Raw genomic sequence first — 17827 nt, 5'->3', positions numbered from 1 at the left:
AGCGGAGTTTTTCCGGTTAGATTGAAGCATTGAACAAAGTTGGGAGATATAACCGGAATTTCTCCGGTTAAGCAAAGTAAAATTGCCCATTTTCATCCTTTTTAATGAAATAGGCGGAATCTTTCCGTCTATTTCACCTTTTTTTCGTGATAATTCCTCTTTAAGAGGAATTTATCCGTTTATCTTCTGGCGATTCTTTAAGATCTGAAAACACTTTTATAGGTGCTGATCTTGGTATAAAAAATGCTTGGAGCATATTTGTCACCAAGCATTTTTCTTTTCTAATATACTTGCAAAATTGCTTTTTAATCCAAGTGCAATAATTAAACAAAAGCAATGTTAATTCGAATTTTGTACTTCAAAAACCGAGCTTGTTACAATCACAGAGTCAGTTTTTTACTTATTAAACCGAAAAATAATCATTTAATTTAGAAGTACTTAAGATGTTTCCAACGAAGAAAGAACCAAACTCACCGTAACGAGCACTAACTTCATCAAATCTCATTTCATAAACAAGCTTTTTGAATTGAAGAACATCTTCAGCGAAAAGAGTAACTCCCCACTCATAATCATCAAAGCCCACAGAGCCTGTGATGATTTGCTTTACTTTACCAGCGTAAGAACGACCAATTAAGCCGTGGCTTTTCATCATATCGCGACGCTCTTCCATTGAAAGCATATACCAGTTGTCATTGCCTTGACGGCGCTTATCCATAGGATAGAAACAAGCATATTTTGCTTCTGGTAGTTTTGGATAAAGACGAGCACGAACATGTGGATTTTGATAAGGATCTTCATTGCTTTCACCAGCTAAGTAATTACTTAGCTCAACAACAGAAACATAAGAATAAGCAGGAATCGTAAATTCAGCAAGCGTTGTTTTATTAAACTCAAGCTCAATTTCAGTTAGCTCTTCCATTGTTGGACGTAGAATCATCATCATGAAATCTGCTTTTTGACCAGTAATGGAATAAAGAGCATGACTTCCTTGCTCCGCATCTTGGGCAACGCCCCATTTTTCTAGTAAACCTAAAAACTCATTGATGGCAGCCTCGCGCTCATCATTAGATAACAGCTTCCAAGCAGACCAATCAACAGTACGGAAATCATGTAAACAATACCAGCCATCCAAGGTTTGTGCTGCTTCACTCATATATATTCACTCCTATTTATGAATTCGTTATGTACACATTTACTATATCATATCTTGTCCATTTCACCATGGTAATAAAACTTGAACAACAAAGAGTAAATTCTTAGGATTAGTGGAAAACTCCAAAAGTAGAAGAGAAGAATTTAACAGATTTTTTTGAAATTAAAAAAAATTAGATGTAAGCGTTACAGTGTGACAGAACGGTTTGAAATTAAGAATAAGTGGAGTATCCTAGTTAAGGAAGCATTTCTCTTACATACTCAAGGAGGTTTTTTTGTGTCAGATTTATTTGCGACATTAAAAGAAAAAGTTAAAGGACAAGGAATAAAAATTGTTTTTCCTGAAGGTTTAGATGAACGAATTTTAACAGCTGTAAATCGTTTAGCTGGTGAAGGAATTCTACAGCCAATCTTAGTTGGTAACGAGCAGGAAGTAACAAACAAAGCACAAGAATTAAACTTAACTTTAGACGGTGTAAACATTTATGATCCAAAAAACTATGCAGAAATGGACGAGCTGGTTGCTGCATTTGTTGAAAGAAGAAAAGGAAAAGCAACTGAAGAGGATGCACGCAAAATCCTTTTAGATGAAAATTACTTCGGAACAATGCTTGTTCACCTTGGAAAAGCGCACGGACTTGTAAGTGGTGCAGCTCACTCTACAGCTGACACGGTACGTCCTGCTCTTCAAATCATCAAAACAAAAGAAGGCATCAAAAAAACATCAGGTGTTTTCATCATGGTACGTGAAGATGAAAAATACGTTTTTGCAGATTGTGCAATCAATATTGCTCCAGACAGTCAGGATCTTGCAGAAATCGCAATCGCAAGTGCAGAAACAGCTAAAATGTTTAACATTGATCCACGTGTAGCCATGCTAAGCTTCTCAACAAAAGGATCAGCAAAATCACCTGAAACAGAAAAAGTGTCACAAGCTGTTGAAATCGCAAAAGGCCTTGACTCTAGCATTGTACTAGACGGCGAATTCCAATTCGACGCAGCATTTGTACCTTCAGTAGCTGAAAAGAAAGCACCAGACTCAGTTATCAAAGGTGATGCAAATGTATTTGTTTTCCCAAGCCTTGAAGCTGGAAACATAGGCTACAAAATCGCTCAGCGCTTAGGAAACTTCGAAGCAGTTGGCCCAATTCTACAAGGATTAAACAAACCAGTAAACGACCTATCACGTGGCTGTAACGCAGAAGATGTTTACAAATTAGCGTTAATCACAGCTGCACAAGCTTAAAAGATGAATGATGAGACGTGAATTCTATTAAAGGATTTGCGTCTTTTTGTTTTTGGTAGGTGATGAACGACAAAACGGGAGCGGAACAGAGCAGGAATGTCGTTCATAATCCGATGAAGGCCAAGAAGGATCAACAATAGCCAACATTTTCACATGACCAAGCAAAACTTTATTGGAAATATACAGAAAGCACCATTTAGCACAATTGAATGAACGATTAACTATGAAGTTAGTGGTATAATAATCTATACGAAACTGTTTTAAGGAGTAATTCTTCATGACCAATCTATTACCTTCCTCTTTAATCCATCAGCCACAATGGCGGATCATTGATCAATCAAGCCTGGGACCGCAATTTGATGCGAAGCATTCGTTTGCAATTGACGACACTTTGTGTGCAAGTGTTGGAAAGAATGAGTCACCAGCAACGGTGAGAACGTGGGTGCATCATCAAACGATTGTGCTGGGAATACAAGATACCAAGCTTCCATATTTAGAGGAAGGTTTACAATTTCTCAAAAACCACGGTTATCATGTGATTGTTCGAAACTCCGGGGGCCTTGCGGTTGTATTAGACAAGGATGTATTAAATATATCGCTTATTTTTCCTGATAGTGAAAAAGGAATTGATATTGATCGTGGCTATGATGCGATGCTTGATTTAATCAAGCTGATGCTAAAAAAATACGATGCCAATATTGAAGCACGTGAAATTGTTGGCTCTTATTGTCCTGGCAGCTATGATTTAAGTATAAACGGTAAGAAATTTGCAGGAATATCACAAAGAAGACTGCGTGGTGGAGTTGCTGTTCAGATTTATCTTTGTGTAACAGGGAGCGGTGAAGAAAGAGCTGACCTTATTCGTCAGTTTTATGAGCTTTCTTTAAGAAATGAACAAACGAAGTTCACGTTTCCAGTGATTAAACCGGAAACGATGTCATCACTTAGTGATTTACTTCAGGTAGAGCTGACAGTTGAAAAGATGCTATATGAATTGCTTATCACCTTAAAGGAGCATAGTCAGGAGCTAATTTCATCTTCTCTTACAGTGGATGAACAGCTGCTTTTTCAGCAAAATTTGGTGAGAATGATCGATCGCAATGAAAAAGTATTTAAGAGTTAGCTGAATTACTCAGCTAACTCTTTTTCGTATGCATCTAGTTTTTCTAGTATTCTTCTTTTCCGGTACAACATAATCGCTGTTTCTGATAAATCGTGAATCATAGAGCGATTTGTTAGTGCCCCGAATACGATGCCTGCGATTGGAACCATTTGAAGTAGTTTTTTCCACCCGAATTGATCTCGGTAAGTGTAAACAACCTCACGCCAGCCTTGAAGCTGTGAAATCATTTCATTATTTGTGCTTTCACTTCGTTTATAGAATGATGATAATTCATTTAATATCGCCTGTTTTCCAACAATATCGGCAGAAGAAAATTGAAGGCATTTTACAATGAAAATCCGTTCCTCACGTTTGCTTGGATCATATCCATATGTGATCGCTATTTCTTGAAGCGTTTTTAAGGAAAGACCTAGCAGAACGGGAATATCAATGGCAAGGGTGAAAATTCCGCCAACCCCTGTTGTTGCTCCTTGAATGGTCGCAAGCTTGCTTCGGTTTGATTTTAACTCTGCGCCTACTTCATCCATTGTCTGGAGAGGAAGAGTGGAAATGTCGGTAAGTGTTAAAGCTTCGTTACCAGCCTTCTTTCTCAGCTTTCCTAACACAAGTTTTTCCTGTGTTAAATATTGTCCACCTGTTTGGACGAATTGTCCTAGTTCATCTAAAAGAACACCAATCTTTTTTTGAATAAAAGCTGGAGTGATTTTATCTAATAGCTTAAAAGGAAGGCGACCAATTCGCTCCCAAAACCAAATTCCTTTTTGATCCTGTTCCCATTTTTCAATGATCTTTAATTCTGATTGCAGCCAATTTTGATTTTCCATGTTAGACCAACCTTTTCACTTGATATGATCACTATATACGAATGAAGATTCAGTAGAGTTTCATGAAAGTTTTTATAAAATGTAAAAAGACGTGGTTATCACGTCTTCAACTAGAATTATTCAGCCATTTTCTCTAAATTTCCATTGCGATCCATTTTAAATGTAGTTGGCACTGTGCGGTCTTCTTCATCAAATAGAACAAGCTTTCTCGCGCGGTTCATAATTTTCATTAATGTTTCATAGTCTTCTTGAACGGTAACAGTGTCTTGTTCTAATCTGTTCACTTTCTTTTGTAGTTCATCATTTTGTGAAGAAAGCTCTTGAACTTCACGCTTTAAACGAAGGTTTTCACTTTTTAATGCTTCTGATTGAACGCTGCTTGTTTTATAAGACTGCAAGAATGCAATAACTTGATCCATTGTTAATCTATTAGTAGTAGCTTGAGCTTGATAGGTGGCAACAGGTTGTTTTACTGGTGCTGGTTGTGCTTGTTTTGTAAATGATGTTGATACATCTTCATCTGCAGGCATTACCTCTGCCATATGGCTTTCTAAAGCAGACATTGACATCATTGATTGCTCTTCTTGTTCATCGAAATCTTCTACATCTCCTGAAGGTGTATCTGGTGTATAAAGTAATTGCTTTTTAACAGGTTGTCCTTTTCCTAAAGCTCTCATTCTTTGTTTACGTTGCTTTTTCGCTAGTTGCAATGCTTTTTCATAGTCGTGACGAACAACAGCATTCCAGCGGAACCCACATGCAGCAGATGTACGATTTAACTTATCTCCAACTTCTTCAAATGCATTTAATTGTGTGCTGCCTTCACGAACATGTCGTAAAACTGTTTCCGCTAGTAATAAATCATTCTCTTCTGACCATGCGTCTTGTCTTTGTTTCATAAATGTCCAACTCCCTATATTAAATAAATATTGTTTACTATTAACTGTTACTAAGCATGGACAAGAATGACACGATTTATACAATTTTCTTTAAGAGGATAGTAGATTTTTTCAAAAACAAATAAAGATCCCTGTAAATTGCTGTGAAAATTGGTGAATATCTTTCATTTTTATAATCTACTATAACCATTTTTACTCATGTTTATGAAATGAAATGGAAAATGCAACCGCAGGAGGAAATGAAATATAACTAGAGCCTAGCTTCAGCGTACTTGCATCACAGGTCGAATCAAGGTAAAATGTCTCTTAGTGAAAAAACGGTAGAATTGTACCGTTCGAATAGAAGGGACTGGATAATCGATGGCAAATGAATTTCGAATTTGTGATGATTGTCAAGCAACAAACATTAAAACACTCATACCAAAATTAAAAAAAATAGATTCAGAAGCTACAATAGACATTGCATGTCAATCTTACTGTGGACCAGGCAGAAAAAAAGCATTCGCCTTTGTTAACAACCGTCCGCTAGCTGCACCAACAGAAGACGAACTCATCGAAAAGATCGAGAAGAAATTGGGAAAATAACATCACCTTGTGTTAGATGCATGGTGATGTTTTTGTTTGGAGACCGGGTTTGGGTGGTGCCTGTCACTTCCCGAAGTTTGTCGAACAGATTTCCGAATTATGGGTGGGATTGTCGAATGGAACCCGATATAATAGATGATGTAGTAATGAGAGAAAGATTAGGTATTAGTGATTAAGTTAGAACGGAAGTGGAAGACAATGAAAAATAGAAAGTTGTCTGAAGAAAAGGTATTTAAGGATCCCGTTCACCGCTATATTCATGTACGTGATAAGCTCATTTGGGATCTGATCGGTACGAAGGAATTTCAGCGTTTAAGAAGAATACGTCAATTAGGGACAACCTATCTAACCTTTCATGGTGCTGAGCATAGTCGATTTAACCATTCATTAGGTGTTTATGAGATTGTGCGCAGAATCGTTGATGATGTTTTTAAAGGAAGACCGGAATGGGATGATGAAGAAAGGCTGTTATGTCTTTGTGCGGCTTTATTACATGATTTAGGTCATGGTCCGTTTTCTCACTCATTTGAAAAGGTATTCCATCTTGATCATGAAGATTTTACTCAGGCGATTATACTAGGAGATACTGAGGTAAACTCAGTTTTAAAAGAAGTGGAAGAAGATTTCCCTAAAAAGGTCGCAGAGGTTATTGCCAAAACCTATGAAAAGAAACAGGTTGTTAGTTTAATATCTAGCCAGATTGATGCTGATCGTATGGATTATCTGCAACGTGATGCTTATTACACTGGTGTTAGCTATGGCCACTTTGATATGGAACGGATTTTACGGGTAATGAGACCGCGTGAGGATCAGGTTGTCATGAAAAGCAGTGGTATGCATGCCGTTGAAGATTACATTATGAGCCGATATCAAATGTATTGGCAGGTGTATTTTCACCCGGTTACTCGCAGTGCTGAAGTGATTTTAACCAAAATCCTTCATCGTGCAAAACAACTCCACCAAGAGTTTTATACCTTCAAACATGATCCTATTCATTTTTATTCCTTATTTGAAGAAGAGTTAACTCTTCAGGACTACTTAAAGCTGGATGAATCCATTATTTTGTATTATTTCCAAGCTTGGCAAGATGAAGATGATCATATTTTACGTGACTTATGCTGTCGTTTTATGAACCGTCAGCTCTTTAAATATGTGGAGTTCAATCCAAATGTCCAAATGATGACACTAATGGAGCTTACAACTCTATTTAAAAAGGCTGGAATTGATCCGGAATACTACCTTGTTGTAGATTCCTCATCAGATCTGCCTTATGATTTTTACCGTCCAGGTGAAGAAGAGGAACGGTTGCCTATTCATTTATTAATGTCTAACGGTGATTTGCGAGAATTATCAAGAGAATCAGAGATTGTGGATGCTATTTCTGGAAAAAGAAGAACGGACCATAAATTATATTTTCCATTGGACTTATTAGAAGATTTTTCAACGAAAAAAGCTGCTAAGAAGAAGATTCTTGAGTTACTGAACTTAGATAAAAAGAAAGAGGAATGATCACGTCCTCATCTTGAGACTAAACATAAATTTTTTTAACGATGAAACAAAGAAAGAGTTAGGAGATGACGGGGCATTGATGAAAGAACATGCAAAGCTGATGAAGGTTATCTCATCTGCTGGGGAAATCATTGGTCGGAAAAAACTGCAAAAAATGATTTATATTGCAAAAAAGATTGATCTGCCTTTTTATGAAAAATACAATTTCCACTTTTACGGACCATATTCAGAAGAGCTTACTTTACGAATCGAAGAGCTTTGCAACCTGGGCTTTTTAGAGGAAGTTCATGAAAAAAAGGGTGGATATTTTCAATACAGATATTCCTTAACAGATACGGGAAGTGAATTTCTTGGACATTATGACCTGGACATGCCACAGTTTAAGGAATGTATGCTAAATTTAAATGAACAAAGTTCCCGCTTTTTAGAGTTAGTCTCAACCGTTTTATACTTTGAAGGACTAACAGAAGAAGAAGTGAAGGAAAAAGTATTTACGCTAAAAAGCAAGCAGCGCTATACGGAAGAAGAAATCGCTGATGCATATGAATATATTAAATCGATCAAAAACCTTGTGAAAAATGAGGCCGTCAAAAATTAATCTTTTTGGCGGTTTTTTTAAAAGGTAAGAAAGTATAAAGTTTTGTACGTAGTTATAGTGTCTAGCTCCAGCGCCTAGCCCTCGAGGTCATAAGCCAATTTGGAATATAAGGCAAAGAGCGCCTTCTATTCCAAATCGTCTTATGCATGTCGGGCTGACCAAGGCGCTTGCGCTTTTCTTACGGGTTCCTCTTTTTTCATTTTTGGCGAAATATAGTATACTTTAGTCGAACATCTAGTATGTAACATGTTAAGCTAGAAGAATAATGAATCCTCAAGATCCTTCATATAATAGAGTGATCTCTACATACTTTAAAAACCAAAAGGGGTTAAAAATGAACGACTTTAGTAGCTTTTTAGCATTTCCGTTAGAAGTGTTTCCATATGTAATCATTACACTTATGGTGGCTTTTACTCTTCATGAATTTGCTCATGCCTATGTGGCTTATAAATTCGGTGATCCGACGGCAGAGCGGCAGGGAAGATTAACACTAAATCCACTGGCCCATTTAGATCCATTTGGTACGATCCTTATTTTTATAGCAGGATTCGGTTGGGCAAGACCTGTTCCGGTAAATCGTTACTTTTTCAAACGTCCACGCCTGGCAGGTGTGTTGGTTTCCATCGCTGGTCCGTTAAGTAACTTGGTGCTTGCTTTTATAGGAACAGCCATTTGGTATATATTATTAACAACGAATGCTGTTTCTGCACTGCCAGACAATATGGTAACAAGCCTTGAACAGTTTTTTAATATTTTTGTGTCTCTTAATGTAATTTTATTTATTTTTAATTTGCTTCCGTTTCCACCACTGGATGGATACAGAATTATCGAAGACTTAGCACCAACACATATCCGCTCAAAGATGACACAGTATGAAAGCTATGGAATCATTATTTTCTTAATCCTTGTGATTACACCATTAGATGCGTATATTATTCAACCAATATTTGAAGTAGGAAGAGCAATTGTGATGAACACATTCCACTTTTTGCTCAATCCTTTATTGTAAAGACAAGTTAGGAGGTCCAATATGGAAGAAAAAAGAAAAAAAGCATTGGCTTTAATATTATAAAAAGTGACCCAACAGATGGTCATGGCGGCTTTGGTGTTGGAGCGCTCAGCCTAGATAATGTCTCACCTGTATTTGTTGATATCGAAGAAGGAGAAGCCTTTGTTGATATCGGCGCGATGCATGCAAGAAGTGTTGTGGAAAAGGGAATCAAGTTTCTTAAAACGAAAGAAGAAGTACCAAATGGTAAACCATATTGGTTAGTTTGGGTGACGATTGACCGCAAAACAGAAGGTCCTTATTATGCGGGCGTAACAGCCTGTGAAATGACAGTCGATCGCAGCATCAGAAGAGGATACAAATCACTTCCAGAGCATGTAAACCGCATGGATAAATCGATCAAACGCCATATCATCGTTGATCATATGGATGACCGTTCAAAAGAAATTCTTACAGATTTTCTGAAAAAACATGACCCAAATATGTGGGAGAATTCTGAGCAAAAGTTAAAGGACGATTTGAACACGATTCAATAAATTTGTCCAAAGTGTGAAAATTACGTGAACAAATAAGTAAATTCTTGTGGTTCACTGGGAAAATTAGTAGACTAGATATACAGTTATAAAACTAGGACATAAAAAATCCCGAGCGACTTGTTTGCTCGGGGTTTTTTATTTGTTTTTAGTTATTTATTTTATAGATTATAGATGAACTGGTGATATCAGCAATTTTTTGTAATATCCGCAATTCTCAGGTTTCGCTATCAATTATAAGCACCTCAGTCTAGCCGCCGTTATTTAATCCCACCACTTAAAGTACTTATCAAACCAGCCTTCTTTTTTCTGTTCCACAGGCTTCTGTTCTTCTTCCAAACCATTCAACTCATCGATATGTTCTTCACAATATTGAGTAGGTTCAGTGCCTGCAATAAAGTAAGTTAATCTGCGAACGGGGCAGTCCTTTGTAGCGAGCTTACCGTTAGCTGGATTAATATACACGCCAACCACTCCATCAGGTGGACGGAATGCTTTCACAGACTGTTTATCGAGAGCTTCTTCCATAAAGGTGGACCAAATCGTTTTTGCGTAGCTGCGTTCTTGAACAAGGTCAATTGTTTTGCCTTTGTCATACCCTGTCCAGACACCTGTGACGAGTTGTGGAGCCATTCCAATCATCCAGCTATCTGTTGAGGTTGTACCAGATTTTCCGGCATAATCTCTTGTTAAGGAGTCGGCAATGCTGTGTCCAGTGACAGATGTGTAATCATTAATAGAAGAATCGAACATGCCTTTCATCATATGAGTCGTAACAAAAGCAGCTTGCTCATTAAGGACTTGTTCTTTCTCGCGATCTGCTTTGTAAATGACCTCACCTTGTGCATCTTCAATTTTTGTAATAAAAGTTGGTTCTATTTTTTTACCGCCGTTACCAATAATTCCGTACGCATTAACAATATCAACAAGACGAACAGGTGATGTTCCTAACGCAGCAGATGGATTTTCCTTGATTTTTGTTGAAAGTCCCAGTAATTCTCCTGTTTTGATTAGCTCCTCCATACCGATAAACATATGAGTTTTTACAGCAAAAACATTATCAGACAGAGCAATTGCCTGGAGCATTGTAATAAAATCATTGGCATAATAGTCATTGTAATTACTCGGTTTATAGGTTGCTTTTCCATCATCATAGGAAAAAGAGGTTGGCTCACTTTTCATTTCTGTTGCCGGAGTGAAGCCTTTCATGATCGCTGAGTAATAGAGCAAAGGCTTAATGGTTGATCCGGGCTGCCTTTTTGCTTGAATGGCACGATTGAATGGACTTTCTTCATAATTACGGCCACCGATTAATGCTTTAACATAGCCTGTTTTAGGATCAATCGCAACCATCCCTGTTTGGATGTCAGATTCTTTAGATATGGTTTCTGCGACAATTTCCTCGGCTTTTTTCTGCATGTTAACATCTAATGTTGTATAAATTTTTAAGCCTTGCGTTTGTACAGCCTGAACGTCTAAATTTAGTTTATCTGACAGCTCACTCATGGCCGCATCCTGAAAATAACCTGCAAATCCTTTTTCAACTTTTTCCGTCTTTGTTTTATAAACGAGTTTAGTTGATATGGCCTCTTGTAATTGCTTCTCAGTAAGATAGCCTTCATTTTGCATCGTATGTAAAATAACATGCTGTCTTTCTTCGGCTTTTTCGCGGTTCACATAAGGAGAGTATAAATTAGGTCCTTTCGGAATACCGGCAAGTAAAGCAGCTTCAGGAAGTGTTAGTTTGCTTGCATCTTTACCAAAATAATAATTTGCTGCTGCTTGGATTCCGTAAACACCATGACCATAATAAATCGTATTTAAATAACCTTCTAAGATATTATCTTTACTATAATTTTGCTCCAACCGAATGGTATAGAGAGCTTCATTTGCTTTTCGTTGCCATGTTTTTTCATGCTTTAAAAATAGATTTCGTGCATATTGCTGGGTAATTGTACTTGCTCCCTGGACCTTTGCCATTGCTTTTATATCAGCCAGAGCTGCACCAGCTATCCGCTTATAGTCAAATCCGTTATGTTCATAAAAGCTTTGATCTTCAATAGATATGGTTGCGTTTATAACATGTTGGGAAATATCATCAAGATTAACCCAATATCGTTTTTGTCCATTATGTAACTCTCCTATTTTTGATCCGTCACTTGCATAAATAATCGTTGATTGTGGAACGGATAAAGAGGGAGGTCCTTGCCATTTTGCATATAAAACAATACTTAAAATAACTGTCGACAGAAAGACGAGTAATAACAAACTAATAAATGTTATTGCACGTAATGTCTTTAATGTGATTTTAATTCGTTTCGGTGTAATCACATCCATCATGCTCACCTCCTCTACAAGTATTGATTTTTCGAATGAGCATATTGTTAGTCATTATAGGATTTTTATCGATTTTTTAAACATTTTGAAAAAAAGTCATAGATTTTTTCTTCAATATCTGCTAGATTCATCTATAGTTTGAAAAGAAAATTTTTCCGGATGTCAATAGACTCCACCGGTTAAGATAAAAAAGAGATGCTTCTGATTTTTTATGTTTTTTCTTTGACTCGAAAGGATATGGATAAAAAAGGAGCTAGCTGAAAGGATGGATTTACATGAGTGAATTATGGTACACAGAGAAGCAAACGAAGAATTTTGGAATTACATTAAAAGTGAAGCAAACGTTACATACAGAGCAAACAGAATTTCAATACTTAGAAATGGTTGAAACAGAAGAGTTTGGCAACATGCTTTTCCTTGATGGAATGGTTATGACGTCACAAAAGGACGAGTTTGTATACCACGAAATGGTTGCACATGTTCCTTTATTTACGCACCCAAACCCTGAAAACGTTCTAGTTGTTGGTGGTGGAGACGGTGGCGTTATTCGCGAAGTTCTTAAGCACCCTCAAGTAAAAAAAGCAACACTTGTTGATATCGACGGAAAAGTTATTGAGTATTCTAAAAAATTCCTTCCTGAAATTGCAGGAAAACTTGATGATCCACGTGTAGAGGTAAAAGTTGGCGACGGCTTCATGCATATTGCTGAGAGCGAAAATGAATACGACGTAATCATGGTTGATTCTACAGAACCAATGGGACCTGCAGTAAACTTATTTACAAAAGGCTTCTACGCTGGAATTTCAAAAGCACTTAAAGAAGATGGTGTGTTCGTTGCCCAAACGGACAACCCTTGGTTTACACCAGAATTAATTACAAATGTTCAACGTGACGTAAAAGAAATCTTCCCAATCACGCGTCTGTACACAGCGAACATTCCAACATATCCAAGTGGATTATGGACATTCACAATTGGTTCTAAAAAATACGATCCACTTGAAGTAAGTGAAGATCGCTTCCATGAGATTGAAACAAAATACTACACAAAAGAACTTCACAAAGCATGCTTTGTATTACCGAAGTTTGTTAGTGACTTAATTAAATAAAAAAGATGAAGTGAGGGTAAAGCCTCACTTTTTTTAAGAACGGAGGAAAAACTCAATGAAATTTGATGAAGCATATTCAGGTAATGTTTTTATTAAAAGTCATCCAAGCTATGAAGAAAGTGAAGCGGTTATTTACGGAATGCCAATGGACTGGACAGTAAGCTATCGCCCTGGCTCTCGTTTCGGCCCGTCTCGTATTCGTGAAGTATCAATAGGTCTTGAGGAATACAACCATATTTAGATAAAGAGCTTGAAGAAGTAAAATATTTCGATGCTGGTGATATCCCACTTCCTTTTGGAAATCCGCAAAAAAGCATTGAAATGATTGAGGAATATATCGATAAGTTGCTTTCGGACGGAAAATACCCACTAGGCATGGGTGGAGAGCACTTAGTTTCTTGGCCTGTTATGAAGGCTATGTACAAAAAGTACCCAGATCTTGCGATTATTCATTTTGATGCACACACAGATCTTCGTGATGATTATGAAGGTGAGCCTTTATCACATTCAACACCGATCAAAAAAATTGCAGATCACATCGGACCAACAAATGTTTACTCTTTCGGCATTCGTTCTGGTATGAAGGAAGAATTCCGTTGGGCAAAAGAAGTGGGCATGCATATCTCGAAGTTTGAAGTACTTGAGCCATTAAAAGAAATTTTACCAACGCTTGCAGGTCGCCCAGTTTACTTAACAATTGATATTGATGTCCTTGACCCTGCACATGCACCGGGGACAGGTACAGTGGATGCTGGTGGTATCACATCAAAAGAACTTTTAGCATCTATTCATGAAATTGCTAATTCAGATGTACGTGTGGTTGGTTCAGATTTAGTTGAGGTTGCGCCAATTTATGATCATTCTGAGCAAACAGCAAACACAGCAAGCAAAATTATCAGAGAAATGATTCTTGGTTTAGTACAGAAAAAAGGATAAGAAGAGATAGGCCCGATTACTTCGGGTCTTTTTTGATGTTGAAATAAACTTAACCTTTGTAACATAGCGGATATAAATGTAATATCCTAACGGTTTTCAAAAACCTGTCAACAGGATTTTAAGGATAAAAATTTGGTGTAAAACCCATTTTTTAAATATTTATAGGAAATTATTCATAGTAAAGCAGAGATTCTATTTTTTCTATGAAACACCTGATAGAGTCTGAAAAATGATATGACCTTTAACCTATTAAAACATCATAAAATCAAATATTGTTAAATTCTCCCTTAATTATGACAAAAAAACACATGATACGATATGTTCGTCAGCAAGCAGTTGATAAGGGAGGATGAAACATATGAAGAAGAAAATCATATTGTCAGTCGTAGCAGGTGCAGCATTATTAATGGCAAATCCAATCGTTGATAAAGCTGATGCGGCTTCAAACACTACACAAACAAAAGTTTACTATTATCAATCTGGTCATGTTGATATGGAGCGCATTAATGCTCTGCTCCAAAAATATTTTAGTAACGTTAAAATTCAACAACCAACACAACAACCAACACAACAACCAACACAACAACCAACACAACAACCAGAAACAACTACTAAAGAAGAACCAGTAGAAGTTGAACAACAACCAATAGCTGAACAGCCGGCAACTCAAGAGCCAGCCGTTGAACAACCACCAACAGAACAGCCAGCAGCTCAACAGCCTACTACACAGCAACCAGCTCAACCAGAACAAACTACTGAGCAAGCAAGCTATCAGCTTAGCCAATACGAGCAGCAAGTAGTGGATTTAACAAACCAAGAACGCGCAAAACAAGGTCTACCAGCGTTAAAAGTTGATCTAACTTTAAGCAAAGTAGCTCGTGAGAAATCATTAGATATGCAAAAAAATAACTACTTTTCACATACAAGCCCAACATACGGCTCACCATTTGATATGATGAAGAAATTCGGCGTAACATACCGTACAGCAGGCGAAAACATCGCAAAAGGCCAACGCACTCCACAAGAAGTTGTAAACGCGTGGATGAACAGCTCAGGCCACCGTGCAAACATCCTAAGTTCAAACTTTACTCACATTGGGGTAGGGTATGTAGCGGAAGGTAACTATTGGACTCAGCAGTTTATTGGGAAATAAGTTTGGAAGAGCAGTCAGCATTAGCTGGCTGTTTTTTTGGTGGTATTTAAATATGGGTAAATTTTCGTCCATGTCTTAATGTTTGTCCGGATACTGGGAATTGAGACAGCAAATCAGTGTTAGGATCAGGTTAAGTCCCGATATTGGGAGAATCGAGACAACAAATCAGTGTTAGGACCAGGTTAAGTCCCGATACTGGGAGAATCGAGACAACAACACAGTCTATGTCTCTATAACTGTCCCGATACCAGCAGAATCGAGACAACAACACAGTCTATGTCTCTATAACTGTCCCGATACCAGCAGAATCGAGACAACAACACAGTCTATGTCTCTATAACTGTCCCGATACCAGCAGAATCGAGACAACAACACAGTCTACGGCTCTATAACTGGCCCGATACCAGCCGTATCGAGACAACAACACAAGTCCACAGCTCAATTTTTGCCCCAATCCAGCAAAACCTAATTGCAGATAAGTGTTTCAAATCCGCGGATCAATCCGATGAAACAGGGATAAGTAGAACAAATTCAACAAATAAACACTCACTAAATGACCATAAATTAAGGTGTACGAGTTACTTCCCGCCCTAAACGACAAACTTCGGGAAGTGACAGGCACCGAATTTTTCTCTCTTGCGTAGTTGCAATGTGTTCTTTATACTATTAAAGTTAAAGGAGAATGATGGAAAGGGAGTGTCTACATGTCAGAAAGCACGCCTATTAGAATCCATGTGTTGTCGGAGATCCAGAATCAACATGATGATGATAAAGAAACGATTGAAGTTTCAACAACAGGTGAATACTTTTTAAAGGGGAAAACCATTTATCTCCGTTATGATGAAACTCATGAACTCGGATCGGTCAAAACAACTGTGAAAATTGCTGATCGTGAGGTTATGGTTATGCGATCTGGTGCGGTTACGATGAAACAGCGTTTTATCGAAGATGAGGTAACACTAACCGATTATGGTACACCATTTGGCAAGCTTCAATTAGAAACATACACAAAATCACTAACAATAGAAAAAACAGAGCTTGAAGATAAGCTCGTTATTTTATATGATTTGCAAATAGATGAAAATGAAAAGCATGTACATAAACTGATGATTACCTACAAGGAGGAGTAACAATGAATATCGTTGAGCAAGTCAAAGAACGGTTAAAAGATGAAATCAAAGCTTCCGTTTTAAAAGCCGGTTTAGCTGAAGAAACACAAATTCCAGACGTATTATTAGAACTTCCAAAGGAAAAAGCACATGGAGATTATTCAACAAACATGGCGATGCAGCTTGCACGTGTAGCGAAAAAAGCACCACGCGCCATTGCAGAAGCGATTGTTGAGAATTTTGATAAAGAAAAAGGTTCAATTGAAAAAATTGAAATTGCTGGTCCTGGATTCATTAACTTTTACATGAATAATAGCTATCTTACAGACTTAATTCCAAACATTTTAAAAGCAGGCGTTAGCTATGGAGAAATAAACGTAGGAAACAAAGAAAAAGTTCAAGTTGAGTTTGTTTCAGCAAATCCTACGGGTGACCTTCACTTAGGTCATGCCCGTGGAGCAGCTGTAGGTGATTCATTATGTAACGTTTTAGCGAAAGCGGCCACGATGTATCACGTGAGTACTACATCAATGATGCCGGAAACCAAATTAACAACTTAGCTCTTTCAGTAGAAGCACGCTACTTCCAAGCGCTAGGGAAGGATAAAGAAATGCCTGAGGATGGCTACCATGGGGAAGACATTGTTGGCATTGGGAAAAAGCTTGCAGAAGAGTACGGAGATAAGTTCGTTGATCAATCAAGTGACGAGCGCCTAAGCTTTTTCAGAGAATACGGATTAAAATATGAAATGGCAAAGCTGAAAACTGACTTAGAAGAATTCCGTGTGCCATTTGATGTCTGGTACTCAGAAACATCTCTTTATCACAACGGAAAAATTGATAATGCCCTTGCTGCATTAAAAGAAAAAGGTCACATCTATGAAGAAGATGGTGCAACATGGTTCCGTTCAACAACATTTGGTGATGACAAAGACCGCGTTTTAATTAAAAATGACGGCTCTTACACATATTTAACACCAGACCTTGCTTATCACAAGGACAAGCTTGACCGTGGCTTTATAAAGCTAATCAACGTATGGGGAGCAGACCACCACGGCTATATTCCTCGTATGAAGGCAGCAATTGAAGCACTAGGTTATGGTAAGGATACTCTTGAAGTAGAAATCATTCAGCTTGTTCATCTTTACAAAAACGGTGAAAAAATGAAGATGAGTAAACGTACAGGTAAGGCTGTTACTATGCGTGATTTGATTGAAGAAGTAGGTCTTGATGCCGTACGTTACTTCTTTGCGATGAGAAGTGCCGATACACATATGGACTTTGATCTTGATCTTGCTGTCTCAAAATCAAACGAAAACCCTGTATACTACGCACAATATGCTCATGCACGTATTTGCAGCATGCTGCGCCAAGGTGAGGAACAGGGATTATCATTTGAAGATAACCTAAAATTAGATGAAATTTCATCAGAAAAAGAATTTGACTTATTGAAAAAACTAGGCGAATTCCCACAAGCAGTAGCGGAAGCAGCTCAAAAACGTATTCCGCACCGCATTACAAATTACATTTATGACCTAGCATCAACACTTCACAGCTTCTATAACGCTGAAAAAGTGCTAGATCCTGAAAATACAGAAAAAAGCCGTGCAAGACTAGGCCTAATGAAAGCAACGCAAGTTACATTACAAAATGCACTTACGATCATTGGTGTTTCTGCACCTGAAAAGATGTAACAAAAAAACCCAGAT

Annotated in this window: 14 protein-coding genes and 2 pseudogenes; 12 read left to right on the top strand and 4 right to left on the bottom strand. The window is 37.7% G+C overall.

All coding sequences use genetic code 11. The features are described 5' to 3' along the window. Positions 1-403: 403 nt before the first annotated feature. On the bottom strand, positions 404-1153 hold the full coding sequence (gene hemQ / locus MVE64_RS12480; protein WP_098795378.1) for a hydrogen peroxide-dependent heme synthase: 750 nt from the start codon (positions 1151-1153) through the stop codon (positions 404-406). A gap of 276 nt (positions 1154-1429) precedes the next feature. On the opposite strand from hemQ, the gene pta reads away from it, so the two are divergent. After that, positions 1430-2398, top strand: a complete 969-nt coding sequence (pta, locus tag MVE64_RS12475) for a phosphate acetyltransferase (protein WP_247346736.1) — start codon at positions 1430-1432, stop codon at positions 2396-2398. Positions 2399-2675: 277 nt separating this feature from the next. Continuing rightward, on the top strand, positions 2676-3521 hold the full coding sequence (gene lipL / locus MVE64_RS12470) for an octanoyl-[GcvH]:protein N-octanoyltransferase (RefSeq protein ID WP_247346735.1): 846 nt from the start codon (positions 2676-2678) through the stop codon (positions 3519-3521). Positions 3522-3526: 5 nt separating this feature from the next. Here the strand turns inward: lipL and MVE64_RS12465 are convergent, their stop codons facing one another. Together MVE64_RS12465 and MVE64_RS12460 are read right to left on the bottom strand one after the other, a co-directional pair. Beyond that, positions 3527-4345, bottom strand: a complete 819-nt coding sequence (locus tag MVE64_RS12465; protein WP_247346734.1) for an EcsC family protein — start codon at positions 4343-4345, stop codon at positions 3527-3529. Between the two features lie 116 nt (positions 4346-4461). Next, on the bottom strand, positions 4462-5244 hold the full coding sequence (locus tag MVE64_RS12460) for an RsfA family transcriptional regulator (protein ID WP_247346733.1): 783 nt from the start codon (positions 5242-5244) through the stop codon (positions 4462-4464). Between the two features lie 360 nt (positions 5245-5604). Between MVE64_RS12460 and MVE64_RS12455 the strand changes: the two genes are divergently transcribed. The 5 genes from MVE64_RS12455 (at position 5605) to MVE64_RS12435 (ending at position 9481) form a co-directional block, all read left to right on the top strand. Continuing rightward, on the top strand, positions 5605-5829 hold the full coding sequence (locus MVE64_RS12455) for a YuzB family protein (RefSeq protein WP_121663935.1): 225 nt from the start codon (positions 5605-5607) through the stop codon (positions 5827-5829). Positions 5830-6027: 198 nt separating this feature from the next. Then, positions 6028-7338: an HD domain-containing protein gene (locus tag MVE64_RS12450; protein ID WP_247346732.1), complete on the top strand. Its 1311-nt coding sequence runs from the start codon at positions 6028-6030 to the stop codon at positions 7336-7338. A 76-nt stretch (positions 7339-7414) separates the two neighbouring features. Beyond that, entirely contained in the window at positions 7415-7936 is a 522-nt protein-coding gene (locus MVE64_RS12445; protein WP_247346731.1) for a YwgA family protein, read from the top strand. 334 nt (positions 7937-8270) lie between these two features. Then, positions 8271-8945, top strand: a complete 675-nt coding sequence (locus MVE64_RS12440; RefSeq protein ID WP_247346730.1) for a site-2 protease family protein — start codon at positions 8271-8273, stop codon at positions 8943-8945. A gap of 44 nt (positions 8946-8989) precedes the next feature. Beyond that, positions 8990-9481: a YwhD family protein gene (locus MVE64_RS12435; protein WP_247347040.1), complete on the top strand. Its 492-nt coding sequence runs from the start codon at positions 8990-8992 to the stop codon at positions 9479-9481. Positions 9482-9742: 261 nt separating this feature from the next. On the opposite strand, the gene MVE64_RS12430 is transcribed toward MVE64_RS12435, so the two are convergent. After that, positions 9743-11815, bottom strand: a complete 2073-nt coding sequence (locus MVE64_RS12430; RefSeq protein ID WP_247346729.1) for a transglycosylase domain-containing protein — start codon at positions 11813-11815, stop codon at positions 9743-9745. A gap of 275 nt (positions 11816-12090) precedes the next feature. Here MVE64_RS12430 and speE point away from each other — a divergent pair, with 275 nt between their 5' ends. The 5 genes and pseudogenes from speE (at position 12091) to argS (ending at position 17812) form a co-directional block, all read left to right on the top strand. Beyond that, on the top strand, positions 12091-12921 hold the full coding sequence (gene speE / locus MVE64_RS12425; protein ID WP_247346728.1) for a spermidine synthase: 831 nt from the start codon (positions 12091-12093) through the stop codon (positions 12919-12921). A gap of 55 nt (positions 12922-12976) precedes the next feature. After that, a pseudogene (speB, locus tag MVE64_RS12420) lies at positions 12977-13857 on the top strand (agmatinase). Between the two features lie 358 nt (positions 13858-14215). Next, positions 14216-15010, top strand: coding sequence for a CAP domain-containing protein (locus MVE64_RS12415; protein WP_247346727.1), 795 nt, complete (start codon positions 14216-14218; stop codon positions 15008-15010). Positions 15011-15714: 704 nt separating this feature from the next. After that, a complete protein-coding gene (locus tag MVE64_RS12410) occupies positions 15715-16140 on the top strand; it encodes a YwiB family protein (RefSeq protein ID WP_247346726.1) in 426 nt (141 codons plus the stop codon). A 2-nt stretch (positions 16141-16142) separates the two neighbouring features. Beyond that, positions 16143-17812 (top strand): annotated as a pseudogene (argS, locus tag MVE64_RS12405) (arginine--tRNA ligase). The last annotated feature ends 15 nt before the right edge of the window (positions 17813-17827 follow it).

This window comes from Metabacillus endolithicus (genome assembly GCF_023078335.1).
GTDB lineage: Bacteria > Bacillota > Bacilli > Bacillales > Bacillaceae > Metabacillus > Metabacillus endolithicus.
Note: the sequence above shows the minus strand (reverse complement) of the source record. Positions and strands in the feature narration are given on the sequence as shown.